Annotated in this window: 26 protein-coding genes, 1 other RNA gene and 1 pseudogene; 21 read left to right on the forward strand and 7 right to left on the reverse strand. The window is 55.1% G+C overall.

Going from position 1 to position 26,988, the window contains the following annotated elements:
• The first annotated feature begins 17 nt into the window (after positions 1-17).
• Positions 18-749, forward strand: coding sequence for a proteasome-type protease (locus tag J9880_RS05055; protein ID WP_232770175.1), 732 nt, complete (start codon positions 18-20; stop codon positions 747-749).
• Between the two features lie 24 nt (positions 750-773).
• Here the strand turns inward: J9880_RS05055 and J9880_RS05060 are convergent, their stop codons facing one another.
• From J9880_RS05060 to uxaC, 4 genes are all read right to left on the reverse strand, one after another.
• Positions 774-1,337 (reverse strand): YgjV family protein, encoded by a 564-nt coding sequence (locus J9880_RS05060; RefSeq protein WP_119822432.1) that lies wholly within the window; start codon positions 1,335-1,337, stop codon positions 774-776.
• A 96-nt stretch (positions 1,338-1,433) separates the two neighbouring features.
• Positions 1,434-2,924, reverse strand: coding sequence for a UxaA family hydrolase (locus J9880_RS05065; protein ID WP_095924457.1), 1,491 nt, complete (start codon positions 2,922-2,924; stop codon positions 1,434-1,436).
• A gap of 11 nt (positions 2,925-2,935) precedes the next feature.
• Complete coding sequence (locus tag J9880_RS05070) at positions 2,936-4,387, reverse strand: tagaturonate reductase (RefSeq protein ID WP_095924456.1); 1,452 nt, start codon at positions 4,385-4,387, stop codon at positions 2,936-2,938.
• Positions 4,388-4,557: 170 nt separating this feature from the next.
• A complete protein-coding gene (gene uxaC, locus J9880_RS05075; RefSeq protein WP_119822431.1) occupies positions 4,558-5,970 on the reverse strand; it encodes a glucuronate isomerase in 1,413 nt (470 codons plus the stop codon).
• 984 nt (positions 5,971-6,954) lie between these two features.
• Here uxaC and J9880_RS05080 point away from each other — a divergent pair.
• From J9880_RS05080 to J9880_RS05125, 10 genes are all read left to right on the forward strand, one after another.
• The gene (locus J9880_RS05080; RefSeq protein ID WP_095924454.1) at positions 6,955-8,247 is read left to right on the forward strand and encodes an MFS transporter; all 1,293 of its coding nucleotides are present in this window, start codon (positions 6,955-6,957) and stop codon (positions 8,245-8,247) included.
• A 189-nt stretch (positions 8,248-8,436) separates the two neighbouring features.
• Positions 8,437-9,213 (forward strand): transcriptional regulator ExuR, encoded by a 777-nt coding sequence (gene exuR / locus J9880_RS05085; protein WP_095924453.1) that lies wholly within the window; start codon positions 8,437-8,439, stop codon positions 9,211-9,213.
• 386 nt (positions 9,214-9,599) lie between these two features.
• Positions 9,600-10,280, forward strand: coding sequence for a DedA family protein (locus tag J9880_RS05090; protein WP_095924452.1), 681 nt, complete (start codon positions 9,600-9,602; stop codon positions 10,278-10,280).
• Positions 10,280-10,663 (forward strand): EnvZ/OmpR regulon moderator MzrA, encoded by a 384-nt coding sequence (gene mzrA, locus J9880_RS05095; RefSeq protein WP_095924451.1) that lies wholly within the window; start codon positions 10,280-10,282, stop codon positions 10,661-10,663. The genes J9880_RS05090 and mzrA overlap by 1 nt, the downstream gene beginning before the upstream one ends.
• Before the next feature lie 134 nt (positions 10,664-10,797).
• On the forward strand, positions 10,798-11,175 hold the full coding sequence (locus J9880_RS05100; protein ID WP_232770176.1) for a DUF1090 domain-containing protein: 378 nt from the start codon (positions 10,798-10,800) through the stop codon (positions 11,173-11,175).
• Between the two features lie 148 nt (positions 11,176-11,323).
• Positions 11,324-11,626, forward strand: coding sequence for a DUF883 family protein (locus J9880_RS05105; RefSeq protein ID WP_013577208.1), 303 nt, complete (start codon positions 11,324-11,326; stop codon positions 11,624-11,626).
• A 2-nt stretch (positions 11,627-11,628) separates the two neighbouring features.
• The gene (locus J9880_RS05110) at positions 11,629-12,036 is read left to right on the forward strand and encodes a phage holin family protein (RefSeq protein WP_095924449.1); all 408 of its coding nucleotides are present in this window, start codon (positions 11,629-11,631) and stop codon (positions 12,034-12,036) included.
• A complete protein-coding gene (locus tag J9880_RS05115; protein WP_095924448.1) occupies positions 12,033-12,317 on the forward strand; it encodes a YqjK-like family protein in 285 nt (94 codons plus the stop codon). Before J9880_RS05110 ends, J9880_RS05115 begins: the two co-directional genes overlap by 4 nt.
• 238 nt (positions 12,318-12,555) lie before the next feature.
• Positions 12,556-12,948 (forward strand): DoxX family protein, encoded by a 393-nt coding sequence (locus J9880_RS05120; protein WP_095924447.1) that lies wholly within the window; start codon positions 12,556-12,558, stop codon positions 12,946-12,948.
• A gap of 170 nt (positions 12,949-13,118) precedes the next feature.
• Entirely contained in the window at positions 13,119-14,102 is a 984-nt protein-coding gene (locus J9880_RS05125; RefSeq protein ID WP_095924446.1) for a glutathione S-transferase family protein, read from the forward strand.
• Between the two features lie 54 nt (positions 14,103-14,156).
• Here the strand turns inward: J9880_RS05125 and J9880_RS05130 are convergent, their stop codons facing one another.
• Positions 14,157-15,065, reverse strand: a complete 909-nt coding sequence (locus tag J9880_RS05130; protein WP_095924445.1) for a LysR family transcriptional regulator — start codon at positions 15,063-15,065, stop codon at positions 14,157-14,159.
• Between the two features lie 110 nt (positions 15,066-15,175).
• Between J9880_RS05130 and J9880_RS05135 the strand changes: the two genes are divergently transcribed.
• The gene (locus J9880_RS05135) at positions 15,176-15,880 is read left to right on the forward strand and encodes a pirin family protein (RefSeq protein WP_095924443.1); all 705 of its coding nucleotides are present in this window, start codon (positions 15,176-15,178) and stop codon (positions 15,878-15,880) included.
• A 175-nt stretch (positions 15,881-16,055) separates the two neighbouring features.
• Here the strand turns inward: J9880_RS05135 and rnpB are convergent.
• An RNA gene (rnpB, locus tag J9880_RS05140) (RNase P RNA component class A) lies at positions 16,056-16,434 on the reverse strand.
• A 25-nt stretch (positions 16,435-16,459) separates the two neighbouring features.
• Positions 16,460-17,329 (reverse strand): 16S rRNA (cytidine(1402)-2'-O)-methyltransferase, encoded by an 870-nt coding sequence (gene rsmI / locus J9880_RS05145; protein ID WP_095924442.1) that lies wholly within the window; start codon positions 17,327-17,329, stop codon positions 16,460-16,462.
• Positions 17,330-17,390: 61 nt separating this feature from the next.
• Between rsmI and J9880_RS05150 the strand changes: the two genes are divergently transcribed.
• From J9880_RS05150 to J9880_RS05190, 9 genes and pseudogenes are all read left to right on the forward strand, one after another.
• The gene (locus J9880_RS05150; RefSeq protein WP_232770177.1) at positions 17,391-19,427 is read left to right on the forward strand and encodes a penicillin-binding protein activator; all 2,037 of its coding nucleotides are present in this window, start codon (positions 17,391-17,393) and stop codon (positions 19,425-19,427) included.
• A gap of 65 nt (positions 19,428-19,492) precedes the next feature.
• The gene (locus tag J9880_RS05155) at positions 19,493-19,861 is read left to right on the forward strand and encodes a YraN family protein (protein ID WP_232770178.1); all 369 of its coding nucleotides are present in this window, start codon (positions 19,493-19,495) and stop codon (positions 19,859-19,861) included.
• Between the two features lie 30 nt (positions 19,862-19,891).
• Positions 19,892-20,482 (forward strand): DnaA initiator-associating protein DiaA, encoded by a 591-nt coding sequence (gene diaA / locus J9880_RS05160; protein WP_013577230.1) that lies wholly within the window; start codon positions 19,892-19,894, stop codon positions 20,480-20,482.
• 9 nt (positions 20,483-20,491) lie between these two features.
• Positions 20,492-21,067, forward strand: coding sequence for a division/outer membrane stress-associated lipid-binding lipoprotein (gene dolP, locus J9880_RS05165; RefSeq protein ID WP_119822427.1), 576 nt, complete (start codon positions 20,492-20,494; stop codon positions 21,065-21,067).
• A 417-nt stretch (positions 21,068-21,484) separates the two neighbouring features.
• Positions 21,485-23,131, forward strand: a complete 1,647-nt coding sequence (locus J9880_RS05170; RefSeq protein WP_232770179.1) for a DUF6531 domain-containing protein — start codon at positions 21,485-21,487, stop codon at positions 23,129-23,131.
• Complete coding sequence (locus J9880_RS05175) at positions 23,128-23,775, forward strand: hypothetical protein (RefSeq protein WP_232770180.1); 648 nt, start codon at positions 23,128-23,130, stop codon at positions 23,773-23,775. The genes J9880_RS05170 and J9880_RS05175 overlap by 4 nt, the downstream gene beginning before the upstream one ends.
• Complete coding sequence (locus J9880_RS05180; RefSeq protein ID WP_232770181.1) at positions 23,724-25,637, forward strand: RHS repeat-associated core domain-containing protein; 1,914 nt, start codon at positions 23,724-23,726, stop codon at positions 25,635-25,637. Before J9880_RS05175 ends, J9880_RS05180 begins: the two co-directional genes overlap by 52 nt.
• Positions 25,591-26,118: a hypothetical protein gene (locus tag J9880_RS05185; protein ID WP_232770182.1), complete on the forward strand. Its 528-nt coding sequence runs from the start codon at positions 25,591-25,593 to the stop codon at positions 26,116-26,118. The genes J9880_RS05180 and J9880_RS05185 overlap by 47 nt, the downstream gene beginning before the upstream one ends.
• 71 nt (positions 26,119-26,189) lie before the next feature.
• Positions 26,190-26,906, forward strand: a pseudogene (locus tag J9880_RS05190) (RHS repeat-associated core domain-containing protein); the annotation flags it as partial.
• Positions 26,907-26,988: the final 82 nt, after the last annotated feature.

Below are 26,988 nucleotides of genomic sequence, written 5' to 3' on the forward strand. Positions count from 1 at the left end.
CCTGAGGAAACTTTTTTATGACTTACTGTGTGGCCATGCGCTTATCCTCTGGCCTGGTGTTCGTTTCAGATTCACGCACCAATGCCGGAGTGGACCATATTTCCACTTTCCGCAAGCTGCATGTCTTTCATCAAAGCGATGAGAGGGTGCTGGTGATCCAGAGCGCCGGTAATCTGGCGACCACACAGAGCATTATCAGTCTGCTGCACCGCAGCTGTCTGGATGATGAACGGGAAAACCTGCTGAACGTGAAATCGCTGTATGATGCCGCCAGCCTGCTGGGGGAAACGGTGCGTGAAGTGATTGCGCGGGACAGCGGTGCCAATCAGGGCGGCAACACCGATTTCAGCTGTAACCTGTTGCTCGGCGGCCAGATCAAAGGCGAGGGTCTGCGGCTGTTTCATATTTATCCGCAGGGGAATTTCATCGAAGCCACGCATGACACGCCGTATTTCCAGATTGGCGAAAGTAAGTACGGCAAACCGATCATCGACCGGGTGCTGAACTACGACACCGCGCTGGATCAGGCGATGCAATGTGCGCTGATTTCGATGGATTCGACGCTGCGCAGCAACCTTTCCGTCGGCCTGCCGCTGGATGTCATGACCTATCCGACCGACAGTTTCAGCGCCGCGCAGCAGCACCGGATCACCGAAACGCACCCGTATTTCGACATGATCCGCAAAGGCTGGGGCGAGGGTTTGCTGAGCATTTTTGGTCAGTTACCGCCGCTGAAATTAGACGAGTAAATCCGCTTCTGGCGGAGTGATATCTCACTCCGCTGCTTTATTTTCATCCATTTTCTGGACTATCTTCTTCTCGACCTCAAACGGGTCGATGCCGCGCAGTTGCAGGCGACGGAAGCGGATGATGTTAAAACCGTTCATCACCAGAAAACTGCCTTCGATCAGTGAGCCACCGATCGAGCCGAGCCAGATGTTGTGCGCCACCCAGCAGCAGGTTGAGCACCACATTATGCATCGCGTGGTCAGCCCGCTGGTGCGGAACAGCGCCCAGGTGCTGACTACCGTGGCGCCGACCGGCAAAAGCTCCACCCAGTGATGGGCGCGGCTTAGCCCTAATCCCAGCGTCAGGACGATGAAAATTACCATGATCCACTGGTTACGGGTACGCAGGGAAATCAGTGTGCGCAGGGAGTTGAGTAAGGCGCTCATGCCCGCAGGCGCAGCACCCATCATCAGGAAATGCACGCCGATAATGGCGCTGTAAGCAGAAAGTTGTTGTTTAAAGCGGCGGTCGCTGCGGTTGAAAAACATCGTGATGCCGACCATGAAGGCCACAACACCAACTGACTGGGCAAACCAGTAATACGTCATTTGTCAGGAGTCTCATACGTGGAGTTCTTGCGCTGCAAAAGCAAACGGCGCTTCATAACTGAAACGCCGTTTCATCCTAACGATAAACTTGACCGGTTACAATGTGACACCGCTTTTAAAGATGGCTAATTCGCGGAAATCATTGAGTTCGTTTTTGGCTTTGCGCCCATCGGCGATCGCCACGATCAGATCCACAAATTCACCCAGCAGTTGATCCATGCTGACATCGTGGATCAGGCGTCCGGCATCAAAATCGATCCAGTGCGGTTTTTTGGTCGCCAGTTCACTGTTAGTCGCCAGTTTCACCGTCGGCACAAAACCACCGTATGGCGTACCGCGGCCAGTACTGAACAGCACCATATGGCATCCGGCACCGGCCAGCGCACTGGTGGCGACGGCGTCGTTACCCGGCGCACTCAGCAGGTTCAGACCCGGCGTGGTCAGACGTTCGCCGTATTTCAGCACGTCCATCACCGGGCTTTGACCGGCTTTCTGCGTACAGCCGAGGGATTTTTCTTCCAGCGTGGTGATGCCACCGGCTTTGTTACCCGGAGACGGATTCTCATAAATCGGCTGGTTATGCTCGATAAAGTACTGTTTGAAATCATTCACCATGTGAACGGTTTTTTCAAACGTGCCTTCATCGCGGCAGCGGCTCATCAGAATGCGTTCCGCGCCAAACATTTCCGGCACTTCGGTCAGTACGGAGGTACCGCCGTTAGCGATCACATAATCAGAGAAGCGGCCGAGCAGCGGGTTGGCGGTGATCCCGGACAAGCCGTCAGAACCCCCACATTCCAGACCGAATTTCAGTTCGCTGAGTTTGCCCGGCACGCGTTTATCGTCACGCATCACGGCATACAGCTCGCGCAGACGTTCCAGACCGGCTTCCACTTCGTCGTCGAATTTTTGCAGCGTCATGAAACGCACGCGCTCTTCGTCAACGTCGCCCAGCGTGTCGCGGAACACGTCCACCTGATTGTTTTCACAACCGAGGCCGATCACCAGCACCGCGCCCGCGTTCGGATGACGAACCATGTTTTGCAGCATGGTGCGGGTGTTCACATGGTCGTCGCCCAGCTGTGAACAACCGAACGGATGGGTGAACAGGAAAACGCCATCGATGCCTTCCGCGTCATTGGTTTCTTTCAGGAAACGTGACTGGATCTGACGGGCGATCCCGTTGACGCACCCCACCGTCGGGATCAGCCACAATTCATTGCGGATCCCCACCTGTCCGTTTTTACGACGGAAGATCTGTACATCGCGATCTGCCATCTGTTCCGGCAGGCTGGCGAAATCCGGCTGATACTGGTATTCGTCCAGATCGCTGAGATTGGTTTTGCCGTTTTGTGAGTGGATATGCACACCCGGCTCAATGGCCGCCAGCGCATGCCCGATCGGCAAACCGTATTTAACAATGTTCTCCCCCGCCGCAATCGGGCGGAGGGCGAATTTATGACCACGGGCCACAGGCTGCGGCAGGACGACGGTGTAACCGCCTGCTTCAACCTGCTCGCCTGCTTCGATGTCGCGCAGCGCGACAGCAACGTTATCAGCGGTATGAATTTGAATGATACTTTGCATAGATCGCTCTCTTAGCTGTAAGCCGCCAGCGCATCGCGCATGCCACGGTCTTCAATCGCCTGCAGTTGTTCGGTGACTTTGGCAGTCAGACCCGGCACGGTGTTCAGGTCACGTCCCCAGTGTTCTTCATCGGCCAGCACGGTTTCCACCAGCCCGATCAGCGGCAGACTGCCACTGCGCACATCGCCCCAGAGTTCGGAGAAACGGCTCAGCCAGTGGGCATCGTCCTGCAACGGATAGATTTCACCGTGACGCTCGCCACGGTAGAACGCCAGCAGTGCCGCCAGCGCAAAGGTCAGACGCGGAGGCAGCATCTGGTTCTTTTCCTGACTCGCCAGCAGTTGCGGCAGAATACGGGTGCGGTATTTGGTCATGCCGTTCAGGGCAATCGACAGCAGCTGATGCTGAATGAAAGGGTTGCGGAAACGGCTGAGTACCGCCTGGGCAAAGGACGTCAGTTCATCCTGCGGCAGATCCAGCACCGGCGAGATTTCCTCGGCAATGGCCAGTTCCACAAAGCGGCTGATCTGCGGATCATTCATGGATTCGCCCACGGTATTCAGCCCTGACAGGAAGGCCACCGGCACCAGCGCGGTGTGCGCGCCGTTGAGGATCGCCACTTTGCGTTCTTTGTACGGTTTGATGTCGTCAACCAGACGGATATTCAGCGGCAGTTTGTCCAGGCGCAGTTCCTGAGCCAGACTTTTTGGCCCCTGAATGACGAACAGGTAGAAGTGCTCGGCGCTGTCAAAGAAGCTGTCCTGATAGCCCAGTTCTTCCTGCAGGCTGTCAATTTCGCTGCGCGGATAACCGGTCACGATGCGGTCAACCAGCGTCGAACAGAATGTATTGCTGTTTTCCAGCCACTGCGTGAAGGCCGCAGGCAACGCCCATTGTTGCGCGTAACGCAGCACCAGTTCCTGCAATGCTTCACCGTTATAGTCGATCAGTTCGCAAGGCAGCAGCACCCAGCCTTTATCGGCCGCACCGGAGAAATGCGTGAAACGTTCAAACAGCAAACGGGTCAGTTTGGCCGGGAAACTGGCCGGAGGCGCATCTTCAAGGCGATCGCTTTCTACATAACTGATACCGGCTTCGGTGGTGTTGGAGAACACGAAGCGGATATTCGGGTCGCGGGCCAGCGCCAGATACTCATCAAACTGATGATAAATATTAATTTCGCGGTTAACGGAACGGATGATGCGGGTATCACGCACCGTTTCACCCTGTTCGTTCAGGCCGCTGATGATGGTGGTATACAGACCATCCTGCGTGCTGAGTGAAGGTGGGAAGTCGGTATCAATCGGGCGAATGACCACGATCCCGGCGTCCAGATCGGTGTGTTCATTCAGCAGGTCGATTTGCCAGTCAACAAACGCCCGCAAAAAGTTACCTTCACCAAACTGGATAATTTTGTCCGGATGTTGACGGCCAGGGAAGTCACGGCGATTTAACCTTTGCATCTCACATTCACCTTAATTTGCTCAGACTCCGGTCTTTGAGGGCGGGAAAAATGCCCCGTGGCCGTCGTTCTCTGTTGGGATAGTTAGTTGTTATTACAGTGTTTATTTCAGGAGCGCAGGGACCTGCGCTCCGTCGAACTACTTAATCTATGAAGCTCAGTTTTTGCAGATCAGTTCAGTTCAATCTGGAAATACTGTTTGGCATTATCGAAGCAGATATTTTTCACCATGCTGCCCAGCAGTTCGATATCTGCCGGTGCTTCGCCATCTTCCACCCAGCGGCCGATCATCTGGCACAGGATGCGACGGAAATATTCATGACGCGTATAGGACAAGAAGCTGCGGCTGTCAGTCAGCATGCCGACGAAACGGCTCAGTAAGCCCAGATTGGCAAGCTGGGTCATCTGACGTTGCATGCCGTCTTTCTGATCGTTAAACCACCAGCCGGAACCGAACTGCATTTTGCCCGGCATCCCTTCGCCCTGGAAGTTACCGACCATGGTGCCGATCACTTCGTTATCACGCGGGTTCAGGCAATACAGGATAGTTTTTGGCAGGCCACCGGCCAGACCCTGCGCGCCCAGCAGTTTGGACAGCGGTTCTGCCAGCGGCTGGTCGTTAATGGAGTCGAAACCGACGTCTGCACCAATCAACTGGAACATACGGGTGTTGTTATTGCGCAGCGCGCCAATGTGGTACTGCTGTACCCATTCACGACGTTGATATTCAGAAGCCAGATACAACAGAACGCCGGTTTTGAACTGGGCAATTTCCTGCGCAGTTGGCGTTTCGCCGTTCAGACGACGGGCCAGAATGCCGTCCAGCGTGGCGTCATCCGCTTCGCCGTACACCACCACATCCAGTGCGTGGTCAGACACTTTGCAACCGTGCGCCGCGAAGTGATCCATACGTTTTTTCAGGGCATCACGCAGATCGCTGAAACGGGTAATAGAGACGTCAGCCGCCGCTTCCAGTTTCTTCATGTAATCCACGAACGTGGCCGCTTCAATGTTGAAGGCTTTATCCGGACGCCAGCTTGGCAGCACTTTAATGTCAAAACCGGCATCTTGTGCGACAGCTTTATGATGTTCCAGCGAATCGATCGGGTCATCGGTGGTGCCGACCATTTTCACGTTCATCTGTTTCATGATGCCGCGGGCAGAGAATTGATCCTGCGCCAGCAGTTCATTACCGCGTTCCCAGATTTCGCCCGCCGTAGACGGAGAAAGCAGTTTTCCGGTGATACCGAACGGACGGCGCAGTTCTAAGTGCGTCCAGTGGTACAGCGGGTTACCGATCGTGTGAGGAACCGTTGCAGCCCAGGCATCAAATTTTTCACGGTCACTGGCATCGCCTGTACACATACGCTCAGGCACACCATTGGTACGCATCGCGCGCCATTTGTAGTGATCGCCTTTCAGCCAGATGTCATACAGGTTTTTGAATTTGTAGTCCTGCGCAATCAGCTCAGGTGGCAAATGGCAGTGGTAGTCAAAAATGGGCTCATCTTTCGCATAGTCGTGATACAGGCGACGTGCGAATTCAGTGTCAAGAAGGAAGTCTTCCGTTAAAAACTGCGCCATTTTAAGTTCCTCATCATCAATTCTGTAGAGTTGTCACTCAATGGTGCGAAGTTATCACACCAATTTAAGCTATCGTCCAGTACTTTTTAACGCAGCAAAGCCGCTAAAACGCCTGATTTCATTCCAAAAACTCAAACTAATTCGCTGTAAAATAATGGCTTTATCACCATCAGGTACTGGTGCGTATTATCCTCACAATTAGAGTGTCATTTTGTGATGTTACTCAAACTTTAAATCTGTATGACAAGTTAATTCGTACCAAATGTGACAAAAGCCCCTTTGTCGCTTTATTTCGGCTTTATAGCGCCTTTCGCCCCGTCCCGCCGTCTTCCCTGCCAGGGCAGATCGCCGCACAGCAAGGCGCAGGCGATCGGTTCGTTCATTCGTTGTACAGCCTCTTTCTCATAAGCGAACAAATAAGGTCGTTCATTAACTGTTCGTTTTAAATGTGATCGTTTCGTAAAGTTGTTACACCAATTACGTTTCGATAATCAGGTTGTCATTGTTACTCATGGGCGGAAAAGTGTGAAGCCGATCAAACGAAAGGCAGTTTTCATTGTAAAATCAAGTAAATAAGTCTGTAGTTAAAAAAGTTAAGTAACCACACAATTTAAATGTGGTTTTGTGATGTCATTCAAATTTTAAATCTGTATGACAAGTTATCTTTGCATCGCCCGGACAAGAGCGTCAGAGATTACCTGCCACGTCCTTTCGCTGTTGCCCGGGCAAAACACTTCCCTGGCGCACTCCGCCCATGGCGAAGCAGTAATTCTGGTGTTCAGGACGTTCATCGGACACTTACGCACAGATAACAATAACGCAGTGCGTAATAGCACGGGCAGCTCCCAGTGAAATCATCTGGCGGCGACATTCCCGGAAAACACGTTAAGGAAAGCCAGAACCCCATGCTTGTACAGGTGGTGAGAAATACGCCCTGACAGCCTGACGCTGTCATCGCCGGATTATTTACTGGGAGAGAGTTAAATGGGTAAGATTAAAGGGTTACGCTGGTACATGATCGCACTGGTCACATGCGGCACTGTATTAGGTTATTTAACACGTAACGCCATTGCCGCCGCAGCGCCAACGCTGATGAGCCAGCTGAACATCACCACACAGCAATATTCTTATATTATCGCCGCCTATTCCGCATGCTATACCCTGATGCAGCCGGTGGCCGGTTATGTCCTTGACGTCATGGGCACCAAAGTCGGTTACGCCATGTTCGCCGTGATGTGGGCCGTCTTCTGTATGGCGACCGCGCTGGCAAGCAGCTGGGGTGGCCTGGCCATCGCCCGCGGTGCGGTCGGTATGGCGGAAGCCGCAATGATCCCTGCCGGTCTGAAAGCCAGCAGCGAATGGTTCCCGGCAAAAGAACGTTCTATTGCCGTCGGCTACTTCAACGTCGGTTCCTCTATCGGCGGGATGATTGCGCCGCCGCTGGTCGTCTGGTGTATCGTGATGCACAGCTGGCAGTTAGCCTTCATCATTACCGGTGCGCTGAGCCTGATCTGGGCACTGAGCTGGCTGGTCTTCTACAAGCATCCTAAAGATCAAAAGAAACTCAGCCCTGAAGAGCGTGAATACATTCTGGAAGGTCAGGAAGCACAGCATCAGACCGACAACGGCAAGAAAATGTCTGCCTGGCAGATCCTGCGTAACCGTCAGTTCTGGGGCATTGCGCTGCCACGTTTTCTGGCTGAACCAGCCTGGGGGACATTCAACGCCTGGATCCCGCTGTTCATGTTCAAGGTGTATGGCTTTAACCTGAAAGAAATCGCGATGTTTGCCTGGATGCCGATGCTGTTTGCTGACCTCGGCTGTATCCTCGGCGGTTATATGCCACCCTTGTTCCAGAAATACTTCAAAGTGAACCTGATCGTCTCCCGTAAAATGGTGGTGACGCTGGGTGCGGTACTGATGATCGGCCCTGGCATGATCGGCCTGTTCACCAGCCCGTACGCCGCTATCGCTTTACTGTGTGTCGGTGGTTTTGCTCACCAGTCACTGTCCGGCGCGCTGATCACGCTTTCCTCTGACGTGTTCGGACGTAACGAAGTGGCGACTGCCAACGGTCTGACCGGTATGGCGGCCTGGATGGCCAGTACCATGTTCGCTCTGGTGGTGGGTGCGCTGGCCGATACCATCGGCTTCAGCCCGCTGTTTGCAGCCCTTGCGGTCTTCGACCTGCTCGGTGCCATCATCATCTGGACTGTGTTGCAAAACCGCTCAGCCGTCGAACCTCAACCGGCTACGCTGCACGCTGCGAAAGCCTGATCCACGGTTATCAGCCCGGTAAGATCCTTTACCGGGCTTTGCTTTTTTCTGACATTTCTCCCACTCCTTTCTGGCTAATGCACGGTGCATCAACCTTTCGTAAAACGTATACTGGTACTTGTATAATAAGTTCACAGGTCTGTCCGACACTCACTTCTTACAGGTTTCACTACTTTAAAGAGCACTCATATGGAATCCACAGACACCAGACGCCTATATCAACAACTGGCTGCCACGCTCAAGGAACGCATCGAAACAGGTTTATATCCGGTTGGCGAGAAGCTGCCTGCCGAACGTCTGATTTCGGATGAAATGGATGTCAGCCGCACCGTGGTGCGCGAAGCGATCATCATGCTGGAAGTGGAAGGTTATGTAGAAGTGCGTAAAGGGTCGGGAATTCATGTGATGTCAAACCAGCAGCGTCATCTTGTCGTGCCCGATTGCGGCAGCGAGTTTGGCACCGCCGGTCCGTTTGAGTTGTTGCAGGCACGCCAGTTAATCGAAAGTAATATCGCTGAATTCGCCGCCACGCAGGTGACCAAGCAGGACATCATGCGTCTGATGGAAATTCAGGAACACGCCCGGCAGGAAGACCGCTTCCGTGATTCTGAGTGGGATTTGAAGTTCCATGTGCAGGTCGCGCAGGCTACGCAAAACAACGCACTGGCCACCATCGTCGAGAAGATGTGGAGTCAGCGTTTGCATAACCCTTACTGGCGCAAGCTGCATGAACACATCGACGAGAAGTCGATCGAAAGCTGGTGTGAGGAACACGATCTGATCCTCAAGGCGTTGATCCGTCGTGATCCGCACGCCGCCAAGCTGGCGATGTGGCAGCATCTGGAAAACACCAAACAAATGCTTTTCCGCGCCACCAGTGATGATTTCGAGTTTAACGTAGACCGTTATCTTTATTCAGAAAACCCGGTCGTTCATCTCGATCCGCCTTTGCTGAACAGCAAATAAATTCCACTTAAGGCAGGTTTTCTTCCCCAACCTGCCTTTTTACTCCCTCTGTGCCCTTCTCCCCCTCACCTGTCAGATACTGTCGGGTAGTGTCAGTCAATGTAAAACCCTTTTCCATAACGTGCTGCGGACTTAAATGATCCGTCGCAACGCGCTATATTTACCTGTCTGAGGTATTGTTATTTTGTTACAGTTAGACCACTTTTTTTACCCGTTCAGGCCGTGTGTAACACGCCGAAAAACGTGTAAACCCCCGAACCGCGTTTGACCAGAAAGCCCGCCAGGGAAGAGGCGACCTTATCAGCAAAACAGGCTGCGTCGAGACACATTCTCCGCTGATGTTTTTTTCGCTGACCCACTGCAAATGATGGAGTTTTACGACACAGATGGAAATTATCAGTTCGCTTATCGATGCCTTGTGGCAACAAGATTATAAAACCCTGGCTAATCCGCAGTTGGTCTGGGCGTTGTACCTGATTTTATTCATGATTATTTTCCTGGAAAATGGTTTGCTGCCCGCTGCGTTTTTGCCGGGCGACAGCCTGCTGATTTTGGTTGGCGTACTGATTGCCAAAGACGCGATGAATTTCCCGCTGACGATTTTCCTGCTCACCAGCGCCGCCAGTCTGGGCTGCTGGCTGAGTTACGCACAGGGGAAATGGCTCGGCAACACCAGGCTGGTTCAGAGCTGGCTGGCACATTTACCGGTGCATTATCACGAACGCGCCCATGCGCTTTTCCATAAACACGGGCTTTCCGCGCTGTTAGTGGGCCGTTTTCTGGCCTTTGTGCGCACCCTGCTGCCCACGATTGCCGGTCTGTCTGGCCTGAGCAACAGCCGCTTTCAGTTTTTCAACTGGGTCAGCGGATTGCTGTGGATCCTGATCCTGACGTCGCTGGGCTATTTCCTCGGAAAAACGCCGCTGTTCCTGAAATATGAAGATCAGGTGATGAACTGCCTGATGCTGTTGCCGGTGCTGTTGTTGATCGGCGGACTGGTCGGTTCGATTGTGGTGCTGTGGCGTAAAAAACACGCCGACCGCCAGAACAAAGGCAAAAACGCATAATGAGCCGCAGATTTCTCAAACGTTCATTTATCTGGCCTGTGGTGCTGATGCTGCTGGCCACGGCCGCGGTGCTCGGGCTGGCGGTGTCCCGTCTTCCGGCGCCGGCCAGCGCCCTGCAAATCCGTCCTGCCAGAGCAGGCGTCGCGCTACCCGACGGTTTTTATGTCTATCAGGGCCTGAGTCAGCGCGGCATTCATATCAAAAGCATCACCCCGCTTAACGACGGTCTGGTGGTGCAGCTGGATTCCGCCTCACAACGCAAAATGGCCGAAACCGTGTTGCAGGATATTTTACCTGCCGGGTTCGTGATCCAGTACTGCGAACCGCCGCACGCCAAAGCCTGGGTGGCGAAACTGGATCGTGACCGCCTCAAGTTCGGATAAGCCAGCGCTCAGGATTTGTCTCATATCACCATGTATTCAGTGGTGATATGATTGAGCAGCTAGTTATTCAAAAAACACATCAACAAATGGAATTAAGTGCCACACTCACTTAATGGTCAAAAGGAAGCCCGACGATGAAACTCACTTTATCTGCCCTCACGCTTGTCCCTGCCTTAATGTTCACCACCGCTGCTCTGGCCGCACCTCAGCATGAAAGCTGCGTGACCAAGCAACAGGAAATCCAGAAACAGATCGACGAAGCCCGTGCGCATAAAAACCAGAACCGCGTTGACGGTCTGGAGAAAGCCTTGCGCGAAAATCAGGCGCATTGCACCGATGCGGGTCTGAAAGCAGAAAACCAGAAACGTGTTGAAGAGAAACGTGAAAAAGTTGCCGAACGTGAGCAGGAGCTGAAAGAAGCTCAGGCGAACGGTGATCACGAGAAAATCAGCAAGAAACAGCAAAAACTGGAAGAAGCCAGGTCTGAACTGAAAGAGGCTGAAAGCCGTTAATCGCTTGTCAGCCTGACAGATTTTGTCTCACGCCATAGCGGATTTTTCAGTGAACTTGCCTTTTGAAACAGACAATTCGCATTTGCGATCATCTGAATATCCGCTATGTTAAAAGTTCGAATCAGTTAACGTATGGAGTGACTTACACATGGCTAGTAATACATCAGAACAACTGCGCGCTGAACTCAAGTCATTGGCGGACACCCTGGAAGAAGTTCTCCAGACCTCTACCGACAAGCCGAAAGCTGAACTCGACAAACTGCGTGGCAAAGCAGAATCCCTGCTGAAAGATACCCGCGAACGTCTGAGCGATACAGGTGATAAAATTGCCTATCAGACCAAAGAAATTGCCGGCAAAGCTGACGATTACGTGCATGAAAAACCCTGGACGGGCGTCGGTATTGGTGCCGCGGTCGGTGTTGTGATTGGCGTTCTGTTAGCCCGTCGCTGATTATGCCTGAACCGATCAAACCTTCACCGCAAGGTCCGGGTAAAGGGCTGTTTGACATCGTTTCCCGCATCGCCACCGTGGTGGTGAGCATTGTTGAAACGCGTGTCCGTCTGGCCGTGGTTGAGCTGGAAGAGGAAAAGGCCAATATTTTCCAATTGCTGCTCATGGCTGGCATTACCCTGATCTTTACTGCCTTTGGTCTTATGAGTCTGCTGGTTGTTTTATTCTGGGCTATTGACCCGGCCTATCGTCTGACGGCGATAGCCACGACAACCGGCGTCTTACTGCTTCTGGCCGTGATCCTCGGCGCGATGACGCTGGCGAAAGCCAAACGTTCAACCCTGCTGAGCCTCACCCGTAAGCAACTGGACGTCGATCGTGCCCTGCTGGAAAAGGATGACGAGCCATGAGTATTCCGAACCGTGCTGTCGAAAAAGTCAGGTTGCTGCGCAAGATTGAACGTCAGCGCGGCGAGCTTTCTCAGGCCGGTTCAGACTGGCTGGAGGCCACTGCCAAAGTGGATCACTACTGGGTAAAGCTGGTGGATATGCGTAAATATCTGGTCGTAGGCTCAAGCCTGCTGGCGGTTTACGGTATCCGTCATCCCAGTGCCGTTATCCGCTGGTCCCGGCGTGCTTTCGGCATCTGGGGTACGGTCAAATTGTTCCGTAAAACCATCGGCAACAAATAGCGCAACCTCCTTCCTGTAAAAAGGGCTGACTGGAAACAGGCAGCCCTTTTCTTTTTGAATAACAATCTGGTGGCTGTTCAATTTATTTGAATCATTCAGACAGATTTACTTGCTAACATAACTTATTCATCCGACTTATTATCTCGTCATCAACTGATGCGGTAACGGCAGGAAACATTTTCCGACCGTACCGGTAATACTTAAATAATTGAGCCTGATTTGGGCTACAGGAATGATGATGAACAAGTTAAACGACACAGCTTTACTGGTTGCCCGTATTTTGATGCCAATTCTGTTTATTGTTGCAGGCTGGGGAAAAATTAACGGTTACACCGCAACGGCGGGTTACATGACATCCATGGGCGTGCCAAGCTTCTTCCTGCCACTGACTATCCTGCTTGAATTCGGCGGCGGTCTGGCGATTCTGTTTGGTTTCTTTACCCGTACTACTGCGCTGATCACGGCCATCTTTACTATCCTGACCGCCCTGATCTTCCACACTGATTTTGCACAGGGCGTGAACCAGATGATGTTCATGAAAAACCTGTCCATCGCGGGTGGTTTCTTCGTCCTGTTTGCTTCCGGTCCTGGCGCATTCAGCATCGACCGCCTGATCAAGAAAAACTGGTAATTGCTCCGACACCAGGGCGCAGTAACCAGACTATAATGAAATAAGACAAGAATACCTGCAGGGCGATGTGATTTATCACCTCGCCCTTTTTTATGACGTATCTGCACATCTCCCCTGAATCATTCGGGTTGCATCAAAGCGGCTCAAAGGAGGATGGGAAAGGAGGAAACATGGGACAACTCGTGAATGGCGTTTGGCAGGACACCTGGTACGACACCAAATCGACCGGCGGTCATTTCAAACGTTCAGCAGCGCAGTTCCGCAACTGGATCACACCGGATGGCGCGCCGGGCGAGCATGGCGTCGGGGGCTTTGCCGCTGAACGCGACCGTTATCATTTGTATGTTTCGCTGGCCTGTCCGTGGGCGCACCGCACTTTACTGATGCGTACCCTGAAAGGTCTGGAAGACATTATTCCGGTGTCTGTGGTGCATCCGCTGATGCTGGAACACGGCTGGACATTTGGTACCGACTTCCCGGCTGCCACTGGCGATGATTTGTATCATCTGAATTACGCCTATGAAATCTATCTGCGGGCGCAGAACGATTACACCGGCCGCGTCACTGTGCCGATCCTGTGGGATAAAAAACAGCAGACCATTGTCAGCAATGAATCCGCCGATATCATCCGCATGTTCAACAGTGCATTTGATGCCACCGGCGCCAAAGCCGGGGATTATTATCCGCAGGCGTTGCGCTCAGAGATTGATGCAATTAATGAGTGGGTGTATCCGCAGATCAACAACGGCGTGTACAAGGCAGGGTTTGCGACGTCTCAGGAAGCCTATGATGAGGCGGTTGATGGCGTGTTTGCTGCGCTGGAACGCGCCGAGGAGTTACTGGGCAGGCACCGCTATCTGACCGGCAATCATCTGACCGAAGCCGATCTGCGTTTATGGACCACGCTGGTGCGGTTTGATCCGGTGTACGTCACGCACTTTAAATGCGACCGCTACCGCATCAGCGATTACCCGAATCTGTACGGTTTCCTGCGGGATATCTACCAGATGCCGGGGATCCGCGACACGGTGAACTTCGCGCACATCCGTCATCACTATTTCCGCAGTCACGCCACCATCAATCCGTACGGCATCATTTCCACCGGACCGGCGCAGGATTTAGACTCTGAGCACGGCCGCGATACCCGTTTCTGATTTAGTACCGCGCCTTCCCCTTTCACAGGGGGAAGGCGCGGGTAGGGGCTTGCTCTATGACTTCGCTTCCCGCGTCGCCAGTAACCGGGGAATTTCCCGCAGGAACCAGGCTTTTGCCTCGCCCATGCTGTCACGACGCCACGCCATGATAATGTCAGTTTCGCGGTTATATTCCGCGCTCACCACCCGCAGACGCCCTTCCTCGATGTCTTTTTCTACCATCGGATAAGGCATCGTCGCCACGCCTAATCCCGCCAGCAAGGCTTTGCGCTTCTCTTCAATGGTACTGACGGTCAGACGCTGCTGTTTATCCAGCAACTGCACGGTTAAGACCGGACGCTCACGGGCAGTATCCGCCACCGCAATCCCGCGGTATTTCACCCGGCTGACTTCAGACAACGGCTCGGCTTCGAGATGGATCGGATGATCCGGCGCGGCCACATACACGCTGACCAGCTTATACAGTTTGCGGCTGTTGATTTCAGTCGAGGAACGGAAATGCATATCCGGCGCGATCACGATATCCGCGCGGCCCTGCTCGAGGCGCTCCCACGCACCGGCCAGCACTTCGGTGATCAGCGAAACCTGCGTATTGGCTTTCAGCGCCAGTTTTTCAATCAGCGGGAACAGCTGCGCGGCAGGCGATAAGGCTTCACAAACGATGGTGATGTGCGTTTCCCAGCCGCGTGCTAACGCTTCGGCATCCACCGTCAGTTTGTCAGCGGCTTCCAGCAACACACGCCCGCGTTCGAGCAGCATCCGGCCAACATTGGTGAATTTTGTCCGATGACCTGAACGGTCAAACAACACCACGTCCAGCTCTTCTTCCAGTTTCTGCATGGTGTAGCTCAGTGCAGACGGGACGCGGCCCAGCTCATCAGCGGCGGCGGCAAAACTCCCTCTGCGGTCAATCGCATCCATGACCCTTAAGGCTTCCAGTGTGAGTGCGCGATCCTTAGCCATTCTCTTCTCTTTCAGGAAATTTGAATATAGCGACCAGATTAACTGGCTAACAATCACACGTCCAGACGCTTACCATTTATACATCGAAATTTTTAAGAGAGGCGACCGCCATGATTACCAGCAGAACGGCAAAAGAGTGCGGTACCGCTGACTTTGGCTGGCTCCAGGCGCGGTATACATTTTCCTTCGGCCATTACTTTGATCCTAAACTGATGGGCTATGCGTCCCTGCGCGTCCTGAATCAGGAAGTGCTGGCGCCCGGTGCCAGTTTCCAGCCACGCACCTATCCGCGTGTGGATGTGCTGAATCTGGTGTTACAGGGGTCGGCGGAATACCGCGACAGCGAAGGGAACAGTATCCGGGTCAGCGCCGGTGAAGCGGCGTTGCTGTCGACACAGGCGAATGTCACGTACAGCGAACTCAATACCAGCGCCAGCCAGCCGCTGACGCGCATGCAATTGTGGCTGGATGCCTGCCCGGAACATGAGAATCCGTTAACCCAGAAAATGGTGCTGCCGGAGGCCGCGCATTTCCTGCTGGCCTCGCCGGACGGCGAAACGGGCAGCCTGCAACTGCGGCAAAATGTCTGGATCCACCAGCTGACACTGGCGGCGGGGGAAGAGATAACCTTGCCCGTTCGCGGACCCCGCGCCTATTTGCAGTCCATTCACGGGCAGATTAACGCGCAGGGTTCGGTCAGCCACGAATCACAAAAACTGGCCTGCGGCGACGGCGCGTTTATCCATCAGGAAAACAGCCTGACCGTTTCTGCCAGCACGCCATTACGGGCGCTGCTGATTGATATGCCGGTGTAGAACGTCCCCTAAATCATTCAAATTGCAGTAAGGCGGTAAACGAATGAATCCCGATGAACTTACTGAAGTCAGTGATTCGGGTGAGTAAGGGCAGCCAACGCGCCAGCAGTTTGAAGGGTGACGGGGAAAAAGACGAAAGCCCGCGCAGATTGCTCTGCGCGGGCTTTCTTTTTGACGAGGGAGTTGACCGTTAAGCCGGGTTCTGTCGTGGACAGTCATTCGTCTAGGCCAGCAATCGCTCACTGGCTCAAGCAGCCTACCCGGGTTCAGTACGGGCCGTACCATGTGAACCCCTATTTGGCCTTGCTCCGGGTGGAGTTTACCCTGCCACGGACTGTTGCCAGCCGCGCGGTGCGCTCTTACCGCACCCTTTCACCCTTACCTGATCCCGCTTGCGCGGGCCATCGGCGGTTTGCTCTCTGTTGCACTTGTCGTAAGCTCGCGCTTCCCAGGCGTTACCTGGCACCCTGCCCTATGGAGCCCGGACTTTCCTCCCCTCCTTCTGTCTCCCCCGGAAGGGACGGCAAAGAAGCGGCGACTGTCTGGTCAACTCCGCGGCGGATAATAGGGTATTACGCCCTATTTGTCACCCTCTTGCTCATCAAGCGCATATTTATACAACGCATTCTTTTTCACGCCGTGGATTTCGGCGGCCAGCGCGGCGGCTTTTTTCAGCGGCAGTTCTTTTTGCAGCAACGCCAGTGTGCGCAGGGCTTCCGCCGGTAAGGCTTCGGTATCCACCTTATGGCCTTCAACGATCAGCACCATTTCGCCGCGACGGCGCGTTTCGACTTCCTGCACCCACGCCAGCAGTTCGCCCACCGGCGCGCCGTGAATATTTTCCCAGGTTTTGGTCAGTTCCCGCGCCAGCACCACATAACGCTCAGGCCCCCAGACCTCCACCATGTCCTGCAAACTGTCCAACAGGCGGTGGGTAGATTCGTAGAAAATCAGCGTGCGCGGTTCTTCGATCAGTGCCTGCAACGTATCCTTGCGGGATTTGGTTTTGGCGGGCAGAAACCCTTCGTAACAGAAACGGTCCGAAGGTAAACCGGCGGCACACAACGCGGTGATCGCCGCACAGGCACCGGGCAACGGCACCACGCGGATCCCGGCTTCGCGGCAGCGACGCACAAGGTGATAGCCGGGGTCATTGATCAGCGGTGTACCGGCATCCGACACCAGCGCAATGGTCTGGCCTTCCTGCAATTTTGCCAGTAAATGCTCGGCTTTCTGCTGTTCGTTGTGGTCATGCAGCGGATACATTTTTGCGCTGATGGCGAAATGTTGCAGCAGCAATCCGGTATGGCGGGTATCTTCTGCGGCAATCAAATCGACACTGTTCAGAACGGCCAGCGCGCGTTGGGTAATATCCCCTAAATTGCCAATTGGCGTGGGTACGATGTACAGCGTTGACGCAGAAATATCTGCTTGATCGTCTTGATTCATTGTTTCATCCGGATTGCCGATTTAATATTGAGCATCTTGAAAAAACATCACTGGAAACTGAATGCCTTCCTCAATGACCTTTCGTACCCGTTCGGGACGTTTACTCCCTGCCATTATCGTGGCGATGCTTCTTGCCAGCTGTACCGGTCAGGCGCCACAGGCACCGACTGAAAGTGTCCAGGGTGCAGCATCCGGCAGCTCTGACTATTATCTGCAGCAGGCGCAGCAAAGCGGTGATGATAACAAGGCTGACTGGCAATTGCTTGCGGTGCGTGCCCTGATACGTGAAGGCAAAGTGCCTCAGGCGGCTGAGCAACTGGCGAAAGTGCCGCAAAATCTGACGGACGCACAAAGCATTGAGCAGAAACTGACCAGCGCAGAAGTGCAGGTGGCGCAGAAAAATGCGCAGGCCGCCGCAACCACACTCAGCCAGATAGACCCGTCAAACCTGACCAACGATCAGAAAGCGCGTTACTATCAGGCGCAAATCGATGCCAGTCAGGGCCGCACCAGCCTCGGCCTGATCCGCGCTTATATCGCGCAGGAACCGCTGTTGCAGGGCAAACCCCATCAGGACAACATTGATCAAACGTGGATGGCGCTGACCCAGATGTCCGCGCAGGATGTCAACAGCATCGTGATCAATGCCGATGAAAATACCTTGCAGGGATGGCTGGATTTACTCAGCGTCTGGCAAAGCAACAAGCAGGATCCTGATCTGCTGAAAGCCGGTATCAAAGACTGGCAGCGCCGTTATCCGGTGAACCCGGCAGCGAAAACCCTGCCGACGCAGCTCAATAATGTGCTGAGCTTCCAGCCTGCCTCGACCGGTAAAATTGCGCTGTTCCTGCCGATGAGCGGTCCGGCACAGGTTTACGGTAACGCCATTCAGCAGGGCTTTACCGCTGCCATGAACGGTCAGGTCAGCCAGCCAGCACCACAGGCGGCACCGGTTGATCCTAACGCCCAACCGCAGGATCAGACCGACCCGAACGCGGCGGTCAGCACATCTGCGCCAGACGCCGCAGCGCAGGACACGCAGCCACAAACCGATCCTGCTCAGGCTCAGCCTGCGGCAACCCCAGCCGCTGCGCCCGTAGCCAGCAGCAACGCGCAGGTGAAGGTGTATGACACCAACGGTCAGCCTCTGGCCGCGCTGCTGACGCAGGCGCAGCAGGATGGCGCGACGCTGGTTGTCGGTCCGCTGCTGAAAGATCAGGTCAACGAACTCTCTTCTGACCAGACCCCGCTGAATGTTTTAGCGCTCAATCAGCCAGAAACTGAGAAAAACAGCCCGAATATCTGTTACTTTGCGCTCTCGCCGGAAGACGAGGCACAGGATGCTGCGCGCCACATGTGGTCTGAGCAGAAACGTATGCCGCTGTTACTGGTTCCGCGTGGCAACTTCGGCGACCGTATCGCGCAGGCTTTTGCTAACGAATGGCAGAAACTGGGCGGCGGCACCGTTCTGAAACAAGGTCTCGGTTCAGGCAGCGAATTGCGTTCTTCTATCGGCAGCGGTATCCGTCTGACCGGTACACCGGTCATCGCCACTGATGCCGCCGCGCCGGCACAAGCACAGGGCGTGACGATTGGTGGCATTACCATCCCGGCTCCGCCGACAGATGCCCAGATTACACAAGGCAGCACCGGTGGCAGCGTGGATTCCGTTTACGTGGTGGCGACGCAAAGTGAACTGACGCTGATTAAACCGATGCTGGATCTGGCCGTGAATGGCCGCGCGCATCCGGCTGTCTACGCCAGCTCCCGCAGCTATCAGGCAGGTGCAGGCCCGGATTATCGTCTTGAAATGGAAGGCGTGCAGTTCAGCGATATTCCGTTGCTGGCGGGCGGCAATCCGGCACTGATGCAGCAAGCCACCGCGAAATTTGGTAACGACTACTCACTGGTTCGCCTTTACGCGATGGGGATTGATGCCTGGAGTCTGGCGAATCATTTCTCCCAGATGCGCACATTGCCTGGCTTCCAGGTATCCGGCAGCACCGGCGATCTGAGCGCCAATAGTAACTGTGTGATCCACCGTAAATTGCCGTGGCTGCAATACCGTCAGGGCTCGCTGGTGCCGGTTTCTTCCTAAAAGAAAACCGAAACAGCCGCGCCGGGATCGGAATTCTCAGCCATTACAGGTACAAGGACGTACTGATGAAGTCTTTTTTGTCAAAAACGCGGGCGTGCGGCGATAAGTACGAAACGTTTGCACGACGTTATCTCGAAAAAGCCGGGTTAACCTTTGTGGCGGCCAATGTGGCCTGCCGTACCGGTGAAATTGACCTGATCATGCGTGACCAGCAAACCTGGGTGTTTGTTGAAGTCCGTTACCGGCGCAACGACAGTTTTGGTGGCGCGGTGGCCAGCGTAACGGTTCAAAAACAGCAGCGCCTGTTACGCGCTGCGTCCTTCTGGCTTGCAGGACACAACGCAAGCTTTGACACATCATCTTGCCGTTTTGATGTTTTTGCCATCACCGGCAGCCAGATAGAATGGCTGCGTGATGCCTTCAATGCGGAATAAATATTACGACGACTGACTGGACGAAAACCCGTGCTGGATAGAATCAAAGTCTGCTTTACAGAAAGTATCCAAACTCAGATTGCGGCGGCAGAAGCCTTGCCAGACGCGATTTCCCGCGCCGCGATGACGCTGGTGCAATCGCTGCTCAACGGCAATAAAATTCTGTGCTGCGGCAACGGCACCTCTGCGGCAAATGCTCAGCATTTTTCCGCCAGTCTGATTAATCGTTTTGAAACTGAACGTCCGAGCCTTCCTGCAATCTCATTATGTGCAGATAACATTGTGCTGACGGCGATTGCTAACGATCGTCTGCATGAAGAAATTTATGCCAAACAGGTGCGCGCCTTAGGTCAGGCGGGCGACGTTCTGCTGGCCATTTCTACCCGCGGCAACAGCCGTGATATTGTCAAAGCCGTTGAAGCAGCGGTAACCCGTGATATGACCATTGTGGCATTAACAGGTTATGACGGCGGCGAGCTGGCGGGTTTACTGGGGCCACATGATGTGGAGATCCGTATCCCTTCCCATCGCAGCGCCCGCATTCAGGAAATGCATATGCTCACAGTCAACTGTCTCTGTGACCTGATAGATAATACGCTGTTCCCACACCAGGACGATTAAGGAGATCCAATGAAGGCGAGTCCTCTCTTTGCTGTATTGTTAAGCGCCCTTCTGTTACAAGGCTGTGTCGCCGCTGCGGTTGTTGGTGCAGCTGGCGTTGCCACAAAAACAACGACTGACCCGCGTACGGTCGGTACTCAGGTTGATGACAGCACGCTGGAAGCCCGTGTTTCCAACGCGGTAAGCAAAGATAAACAACTGAAAGATGAAGCCCGTATCGTGGCTACCGCGTATCAGGGCAAAGTCCTGTTAACCGGCCAGGCACCGACTGCGGATATGGCCGCCCGCGCGAAACAAATCGCGTTGGGTGTCGACGGCGCAACGGAAGTGTATAACGAAATCCGCACCGGTAAGCCGGTGAGCATGGGCACCGCGTCAATGGACACCTGGATCACCACCAAAGTCCGTTCGCAGTTGCTGACCAGCGACTCGGTCAAATCGTCTAACGTGAAAGTCACCACCGAAAACGGCGAAGTGTTCCTGCTGGGTCTGGTCACGCAGGAAGAAGGTAAATCAGCGGCAGGGATTGCGGCAGGCGTGAGCGGTGTGAAACACGTCACCACGGCCTTTACTTACGTTAAATAACTCTTCCAACAGATATCAGCTAAATGCCGGTCGCTCAGGATGACCGGCATTATTTTTTTGAAGGAAACCTCCCTATTCTCCTCCTTTCTTCTCTGGAATATTCCGCTTCCCTCGTACTTACATTTTCAGCATTTCTGCGTGGCTTCCCCACTATCCGATGCTCTTTAACTACTTCTGAAAACATTATTTGAACTTGCGTAGTACCGGCACCCTGTTCTTCATACTGATGTCATGCCTTCCTTGGCTATATCTTTCAGGCACGCAATACTTTTATCCCCCTTCACTTTGTCCTAGCAATTCATGCTGATTTGGCAAAAATTATAACGGAACTCTCTGCCTTTCCGGCCTGCAACTTCCCGCGTCTTGCCGTAAAATCCCCTTCATCTGTAAGGATTAATTTTACATAAGGAATGTGAGATGGCAGGACAACCCGCCGCCCGTCAGGGCGATGCCACGCTGTTCGGTGGCCCGATAGTTCAGGGCTCCGCCAGCGTGCTGATTGGCGCGCCTTCCGGTATTGCCTGCTCGGTCTGTCCCGGCGGGCTCATAAAGGGCAATCCGGTCAACCCGTCGCTCGGCGCCAAGGTGCTGCCGGGCGAGACCGACCTGGCGCTCCCCGCCCCCGCCCCCCTGGTCATTCACCGCAGCTACAGCAGCTACCGCACGCCCACCCCCGCTCCGGTCGGACTCTTCGGCCCCGGCTGGCAGGGGGCGTTTGACGTCAGCCTGCAGGTCCGTCCCCGCGCCCTCATCCTTAACGACAACGGCGGCCGCAGCCTGCACTTCGACGCCCTGAGCGCCGGGGAGATTGTCTACAGCAGCAGCGAGAAGCTGTGGCTGGCACGCGGCGGCGCGGCTGAGCTGGCGGACGCGCGCCACGCGCTGTTTTTGCTCTGGCAGTCGTTGCCGCGGCGTCTTCGTGAAGACACCCATCACTACTTTGTCAGCAACAGCCCGCAGGGGCCCTGGTGGGTCTTCGGCTATGTCCCGCAGGTGCCCGCCGCTGACGCCGTGCTGCCCGCCCCCCTGCCGGTGCACCGCCCGCTGCTGTGCGTGGCTGAGCGGACCGGCCACCAGCTTCGCTACCTGCGCGACGTCGGCGGTGAGTTTGCCGGACGGGTCACCGGCGCTGTGGACGGCGCCGGGCGGCGCTTTCGTCTGGCACTGACCCGCCTCGCGCTGCCGGCGTTATCCCGCCCGGACGGTGGCACCGACGACGGCATCCGCCTGACCGCCGTGCATCTGCTCTCCGCCCCCGGCTTTACGGCCGTTCCCGCGACGCCGCTGGCGCGCTATGAGTACGGCCCGCGCGGCGAGCTGACGGCCGTGTATGACCGGGCGGGCGTCGCGGTGCGCGGGTTTGAATACGATGCGCAGCACGCCGGGCGCATGGTGGCTCACCATTATGCGGGACGTCCGGTGACGACCTATGAATACAATGCGGACGGCAGGGTGATACGCCAGCACAACCCCGGCGGGCTGGACTACCGGTTTGAGTATGACACCGACCGCACCACCGTCACCGACGGCCTCGGGCGCCGCGAGGTGTACCACTTCGCCGGTGAGAACGGCCTGCGCCGCCTGATTACCCATGAGCGCGCCGACGGCACCACCACGCACAGCGACTATGACAGCCACGGGCGCCTGACGGCCACCACGGATGCGGCCGGGCGTAAAACCGAGTTTGACCTCGACGTCGCCAGCGGCAGCCTGTGCGGCATCACCGCCCCCGACGGCAGGCAGACCCTCTACGTCTGGAACCGCCGGCATCAGCTGACCCGCGCCATCGCCCCCGACAAAACCGAAACCACCCGCGAATACGATGCCGCAGGCCGTCTGGCGGCGCAGGCCGACGCGCTGGAGCAGACCACCCGCTACCACTACGCGGACGCGCACGGTGACCGGGTCATGGCCGTGGAACTGCCGGACGGCAGCCGTCAGCAGCTGGCGTGGACGGATTACCATCAGCTGCGCCGCACGACCGACTGCTCCGGCCACGCCACGGATTATGAGTATGACCTGTGGGGGCAGGTGACAAAAATCACCCGTGAGGAGGGCAGGTGACCCGCTACCGCTACGACCCGCGCGGCCGCCTCACGGCCACGGAAAACGCCGCCGGCGAAGTCACGGCGTATCACTACAACGCCGCCGGTGACCGGGTGCGCACCGTCTTCCCGGGCGGGCGGCAGGAAGACGTGGAATACGACGCGCGCGGTCAGCGTCTGCGCACCCTGCACGGCGGGCTGTCGCAACGGTTCAGCTACGACGCCGCCGGACGCGTACTCAGCCTCATCAACGAAAACGGCGCGCGGACGCAGTTTGTCTATGACGTCATGGACCGCCTGATACGCGAGACCGGCTTTGACGGGCGCATTCAGCAGTATCAGTACAGCGCGGCGGGCGAGCTGATACACCGCCTCGACGGTGAACGGGCGACCCGCTGGCACTATGACGCCGCCGGGCGGGTGATATGCCGCGAAAATCCGCCGCACGGCGACGGCACGCCGATGACGAACGGCGGACCTATGATACCAACGGCCTGCCGCAGGCGGTGGTGCACCACAGCGGCGGGCATCAGGTCACGGCCGTCTGGCAGCGTGACGCGACCGGGCGCATTGTCGCCGACGGTCAGCAGGTCACCGCGCCGGACGGGCGGGTGCTGTGGTCGCACACGCAGGCCAGCCGCTACGGCCCGCGCGGCGTCCTGACGCAGACGCTGCCCGACGGCTTACCGGCCGTTGACTGGCTGACCTACGGCCCCGGCCACCTGCTGGGCGTGGCGCAGGGCGGCACACCGCTGCTCGAGGTTGAGCGCGATAAGCTTCACCGCGAGCGCACCCGCACCTTCGGGCCGCTCACCCGTGAGACGCGCTACGACAGGGCCGGGCGCCTGTCGCACCTGACCCTCGCCGGGTATCCGGCGCTCAGCCGTGAACACCGCTACGACGAACGCGGGCAGCTGACCGCCATCATCAGCGGCACCCGTGACGACGCCGGCGCCCGCCAGTTTGTCTTTGACGACGCGGGCCGCCTGACCGAAGCCCTGGGGCTGTATCCGGCGCAGTATCAGTACGACCCGGCGGGCAACCGCCTGCCGCCCTTGCATCACGCCGACCCGTTCTCTCCCGCACGGCCTGACCCGCGCGACGCCCCCCGTCCGGCGCTCGCGGATAACCGGATACGCGAGGACGCCACCTTTACGTATCACTACGATGATTACGGCAACCTGACGGAGAAGGTCTGTAAGGCCACGGAGGGCGAGGTATACCGCTACGGCTACGACAGCAGCCACCGCCTGACGCACTACAGCCACACCCTGAGCTGGGGCGACGGCCACAGCACCCGCCACGGCCATTACCTGTATGACCCGCTGGGCAGGCGCGTCGGCAAGCGCACCCTGCGCATCAGCCCGCACGGCCAGGAGCTGGAGCCGGAATGCGTGACGTGGTACGGCTGGGAGGGCGACAACCTGGTGGTGTCAGAGCGCGACGGCCAGCGCATCCACACGCTGTATCAGCCGGGCAGCTTCGTGCCGCTGCTGCGCATGGCGGGCGGCATCCGCCAGCCGGTACCGACGCTGGTGGCGCGGCTTGAGCAGGATTCAGACATCGTCTTCCCGCCGGAGGTCGCCGTGCGGATACAACGTCTGGAGCAGGACCTGCGCGCGGGCGAGCTGTGCGAACAAAGCCGGCAGCTGCTGGCGGCCTCGCAGCTGACGCCGGCGCGCCTGCTGCCGTTGCTGCAACCGGTGCCTGAAACCGCGCCGCCGGTGGTGCATCTGTACTGCTGCGACCACCTGGGCACGCCGCTGGCCCTGATAAACCCGCAGGGCCACGTCGACTGGCGGGCAGAGTTCGACCCGTGGGGCAATCAGGTGGACGGCAGCAACCCGCTGCGCATGTACCAGCCCATCCGCATGCAGGGTCAGCATTATGATGAGGAGTCGGGGCTGCACTACAACCGCCACCGGTATTACGACCCGACGCTGGGCAGGTATATCACGCAGGATCCGATTGGGTTGTTGGGGGGATGGAATTTGTATCGTTACACCTCAAATCCGCTGCAAGGGGTGGATCCGTTGGGATTAAGCGAATTTGGAAAATGGGCTGGCTCAGCATTTAACTTGCCAGAGGATCAGATTGCCGCAGCCCTTGATGTTGCAAATGGACCTTACTATGAGCCCCCTCAAGGTTCCATATCTATTGAGGGGGGAGGTTCAGCGGACATTTTTACTGGGGCAAGTAATGCTATTGGTGCGAGTCTGACTACAAATGAAAAATCACCTATCCATATGGATGCGTGTGTATACAACACCCTTTGTGAGCATGAAGGAATCGGTGAGGCGGTGGGATATGGCGGGACAGGCACAATATCTGAAAGTGAGATGTCATCAGGAAAAACCGATTCAACTGGTTATATGGCAACTGGGGGGATTTTAGGCAAATTAACAATTTCAGGGACTCAGGATGGTAATGGAAAAAAATCCGCGTCCATAGGATTGGGTCCCGGCGAAGGGGCATTCGTTGGAACAATTACTTGCCATCAATCAACAGCCTGTATGTTTAATTAGAGATCAAATGAAAAGTAAAAAATTTATCATTAATGTCACTATCATTTTTCTGCTTGCGTTAAGCATTAACGGGTGTGAAAAAAAATCCCAAAAACTAAGTGATGTCGAAAAAAAAGTAAACATTATCCAGCATCAATATAATTCCGAGGAGTTTGAATTAATTTATGACCAAGCTTCTGAAGGATTTAAAAAAGTAGCAACCAAAAAAGGGTTTGTTAAATTTATGAGGGAAAAGTTTAATTACCTGGGAAAGTTCACGAACTCTAAGATTTTGTTTAGCAAAGAAAAGGATGGGGTGATTGTGAATGTAACATATATTTCCGTGTATGAAAAATACACACTAGCTGAAAATATTACATTTAAAGATGAAAAGAATGGCAACGGCCTCAGGTTGTTGCAATATACAGTCGACACTGGTGGGAAAATAGTTCCAGTAACTAAAACAGAAAACTCTATGAGGGTAGACATAAAAGCCAATTAATTATTCTTATCTATATTTTACAATGTTTGGTACTCACGCATCACAATGAAATATAGCAATAATATTTGGCGGCAGAGTTTGACCCGTGGGGCAATCAGGTGGACGGCAGCAACCCGCTGCGCATGTACCAGCCCACCCGCATGCAGGGTCAGCATTATGATGAGGTGTCAGGGCTGCACTACAACCGCCACCGCTATTACGACCCGACGCTGGGCAGGTATATCACGCAGGACCCGATTGGGGTGTTAGGGGGATGGAATCCATACGATTATGCTATGAACAATCCAATGTATTGGGTTAACCCGCTGGGATTAACCAGTTGGGGAAACTTCGCGAATTTAGGCACTCCTGGAATTAAACCTATTGATTCACAACCACCAATTAAACCAATGATGCGCTCTATTTCTGTAGATATTGGATATGCCCTAAGCGCATTTACTGGAGCAAGTGATTCTTATGGTGCTTCTTTGGGTGGGAGTTCCGCACCATCCATTGATTATGATATTTGTGGATATCATACGATTTGTAATGCTGAAGGAATTGGCCTGGCCGCTGGGGGTGCTATAACAGGAACAATGTCTGCAAGTGGGGTGTCATCAGGAGAAACTACGTCGGAAGGTTATACTGCTGGAGGTGGTTATTTAGGTAAGTTAACAGTAACAGCGACACAAGATAGTTCAGGAAATAATTCTGAGTCAATAGGTGTCGGCCCAGGCGTTGGCGCATTTGTTGGTAAAATCACATGTAATCAATCCTCACATTGCCTCATTGAATGGATATATAAATGAAAAATACTAGTCCGGTGCTAAAATACGTAATGTTAACCATCTTATGTTTAGTGCTATCTGGTTGCGATAGTAAAGGCAGTAG

Source organism: Rahnella victoriana, from assembly GCF_021276285.1.
Classification (GTDB): Bacteria; Pseudomonadota; Gammaproteobacteria; order Enterobacterales; family Enterobacteriaceae; genus Rahnella; species Rahnella victoriana.

Excerpts from the sequence above, each read along its gene's own strand:
- J9880_RS05090 (WP_095924452.1), top strand. The coding sequence starts at position 9,600 with ATGGAAATTATCAGTTCGCTTATCGATGCCTTGTGGCAACAAGATTAT.
- J9880_RS05065 (WP_095924457.1), bottom strand. The coding sequence starts at position 2,924 with ATGCAAAGTATCATTCAAATTCATACCGCTGATAACGTTGCTGTCGCG.
- J9880_RS05150 (WP_232770177.1), top strand. The coding sequence starts at position 17,391 with ATGCCTTCCTCAATGACCTTTCGTACCCGTTCGGGACGTTTACTCCCT.
- exuR (WP_095924453.1), top strand. The coding sequence starts at position 8,437 with ATGGAATCCACAGACACCAGACGCCTATATCAACAACTGGCTGCCACG.
- J9880_RS05100 (WP_232770176.1), top strand. The coding sequence starts at position 10,798 with ATGAAACTCACTTTATCTGCCCTCACGCTTGTCCCTGCCTTAATGTTC.
- J9880_RS05115 (WP_095924448.1), top strand. The coding sequence starts at position 12,033 with ATGAGTATTCCGAACCGTGCTGTCGAAAAAGTCAGGTTGCTGCGCAAG.
- dolP (WP_119822427.1), top strand. The coding sequence starts at position 20,492 with ATGAAGGCGAGTCCTCTCTTTGCTGTATTGTTAAGCGCCCTTCTGTTA.
- rsmI (WP_095924442.1), bottom strand. The coding sequence starts at position 17,329 with ATGAATCAAGACGATCAAGCAGATATTTCTGCGTCAACGCTGTACATC.
- J9880_RS05055 (WP_232770175.1), top strand. The coding sequence starts at position 18 with ATGACTTACTGTGTGGCCATGCGCTTATCCTCTGGCCTGGTGTTCGTT.
- J9880_RS05080 (WP_095924454.1), top strand. The coding sequence starts at position 6,955 with ATGGGTAAGATTAAAGGGTTACGCTGGTACATGATCGCACTGGTCACA.
- J9880_RS05130 (WP_095924445.1), bottom strand. The coding sequence starts at position 15,065 with ATGGCTAAGGATCGCGCACTCACACTGGAAGCCTTAAGGGTCATGGAT.
- J9880_RS05155 (WP_232770178.1), top strand. The coding sequence starts at position 19,493 with ATGAAGTCTTTTTTGTCAAAAACGCGGGCGTGCGGCGATAAGTACGAA.
- J9880_RS05125 (WP_095924446.1), top strand. The coding sequence starts at position 13,119 with ATGGGACAACTCGTGAATGGCGTTTGGCAGGACACCTGGTACGACACC.
- uxaC (WP_119822431.1), bottom strand. The coding sequence starts at position 5,970 with ATGGCGCAGTTTTTAACGGAAGACTTCCTTCTTGACACTGAATTCGCA.
- J9880_RS05135 (WP_095924443.1), top strand. The coding sequence starts at position 15,176 with ATGATTACCAGCAGAACGGCAAAAGAGTGCGGTACCGCTGACTTTGGC.
- J9880_RS05070 (WP_095924456.1), bottom strand. The coding sequence starts at position 4,387 with ATGCAAAGGTTAAATCGCCGTGACTTCCCTGGCCGTCAACATCCGGAC.
- J9880_RS05105 (WP_013577208.1), top strand. The coding sequence starts at position 11,324 with ATGGCTAGTAATACATCAGAACAACTGCGCGCTGAACTCAAGTCATTG.
- mzrA (WP_095924451.1), top strand. The coding sequence starts at position 10,280 with ATGAGCCGCAGATTTCTCAAACGTTCATTTATCTGGCCTGTGGTGCTG.
- J9880_RS05060 (WP_119822432.1), bottom strand. The coding sequence starts at position 1,337 with ATGACGTATTACTGGTTTGCCCAGTCAGTTGGTGTTGTGGCCTTCATG.
- J9880_RS05170 (WP_232770179.1), top strand. The coding sequence starts at position 21,485 with ATGGCAGGACAACCCGCCGCCCGTCAGGGCGATGCCACGCTGTTCGGT.
- J9880_RS05110 (WP_095924449.1), top strand. The coding sequence starts at position 11,629 with ATGCCTGAACCGATCAAACCTTCACCGCAAGGTCCGGGTAAAGGGCTG.
- J9880_RS05120 (WP_095924447.1), top strand. The coding sequence starts at position 12,556 with ATGAACAAGTTAAACGACACAGCTTTACTGGTTGCCCGTATTTTGATG.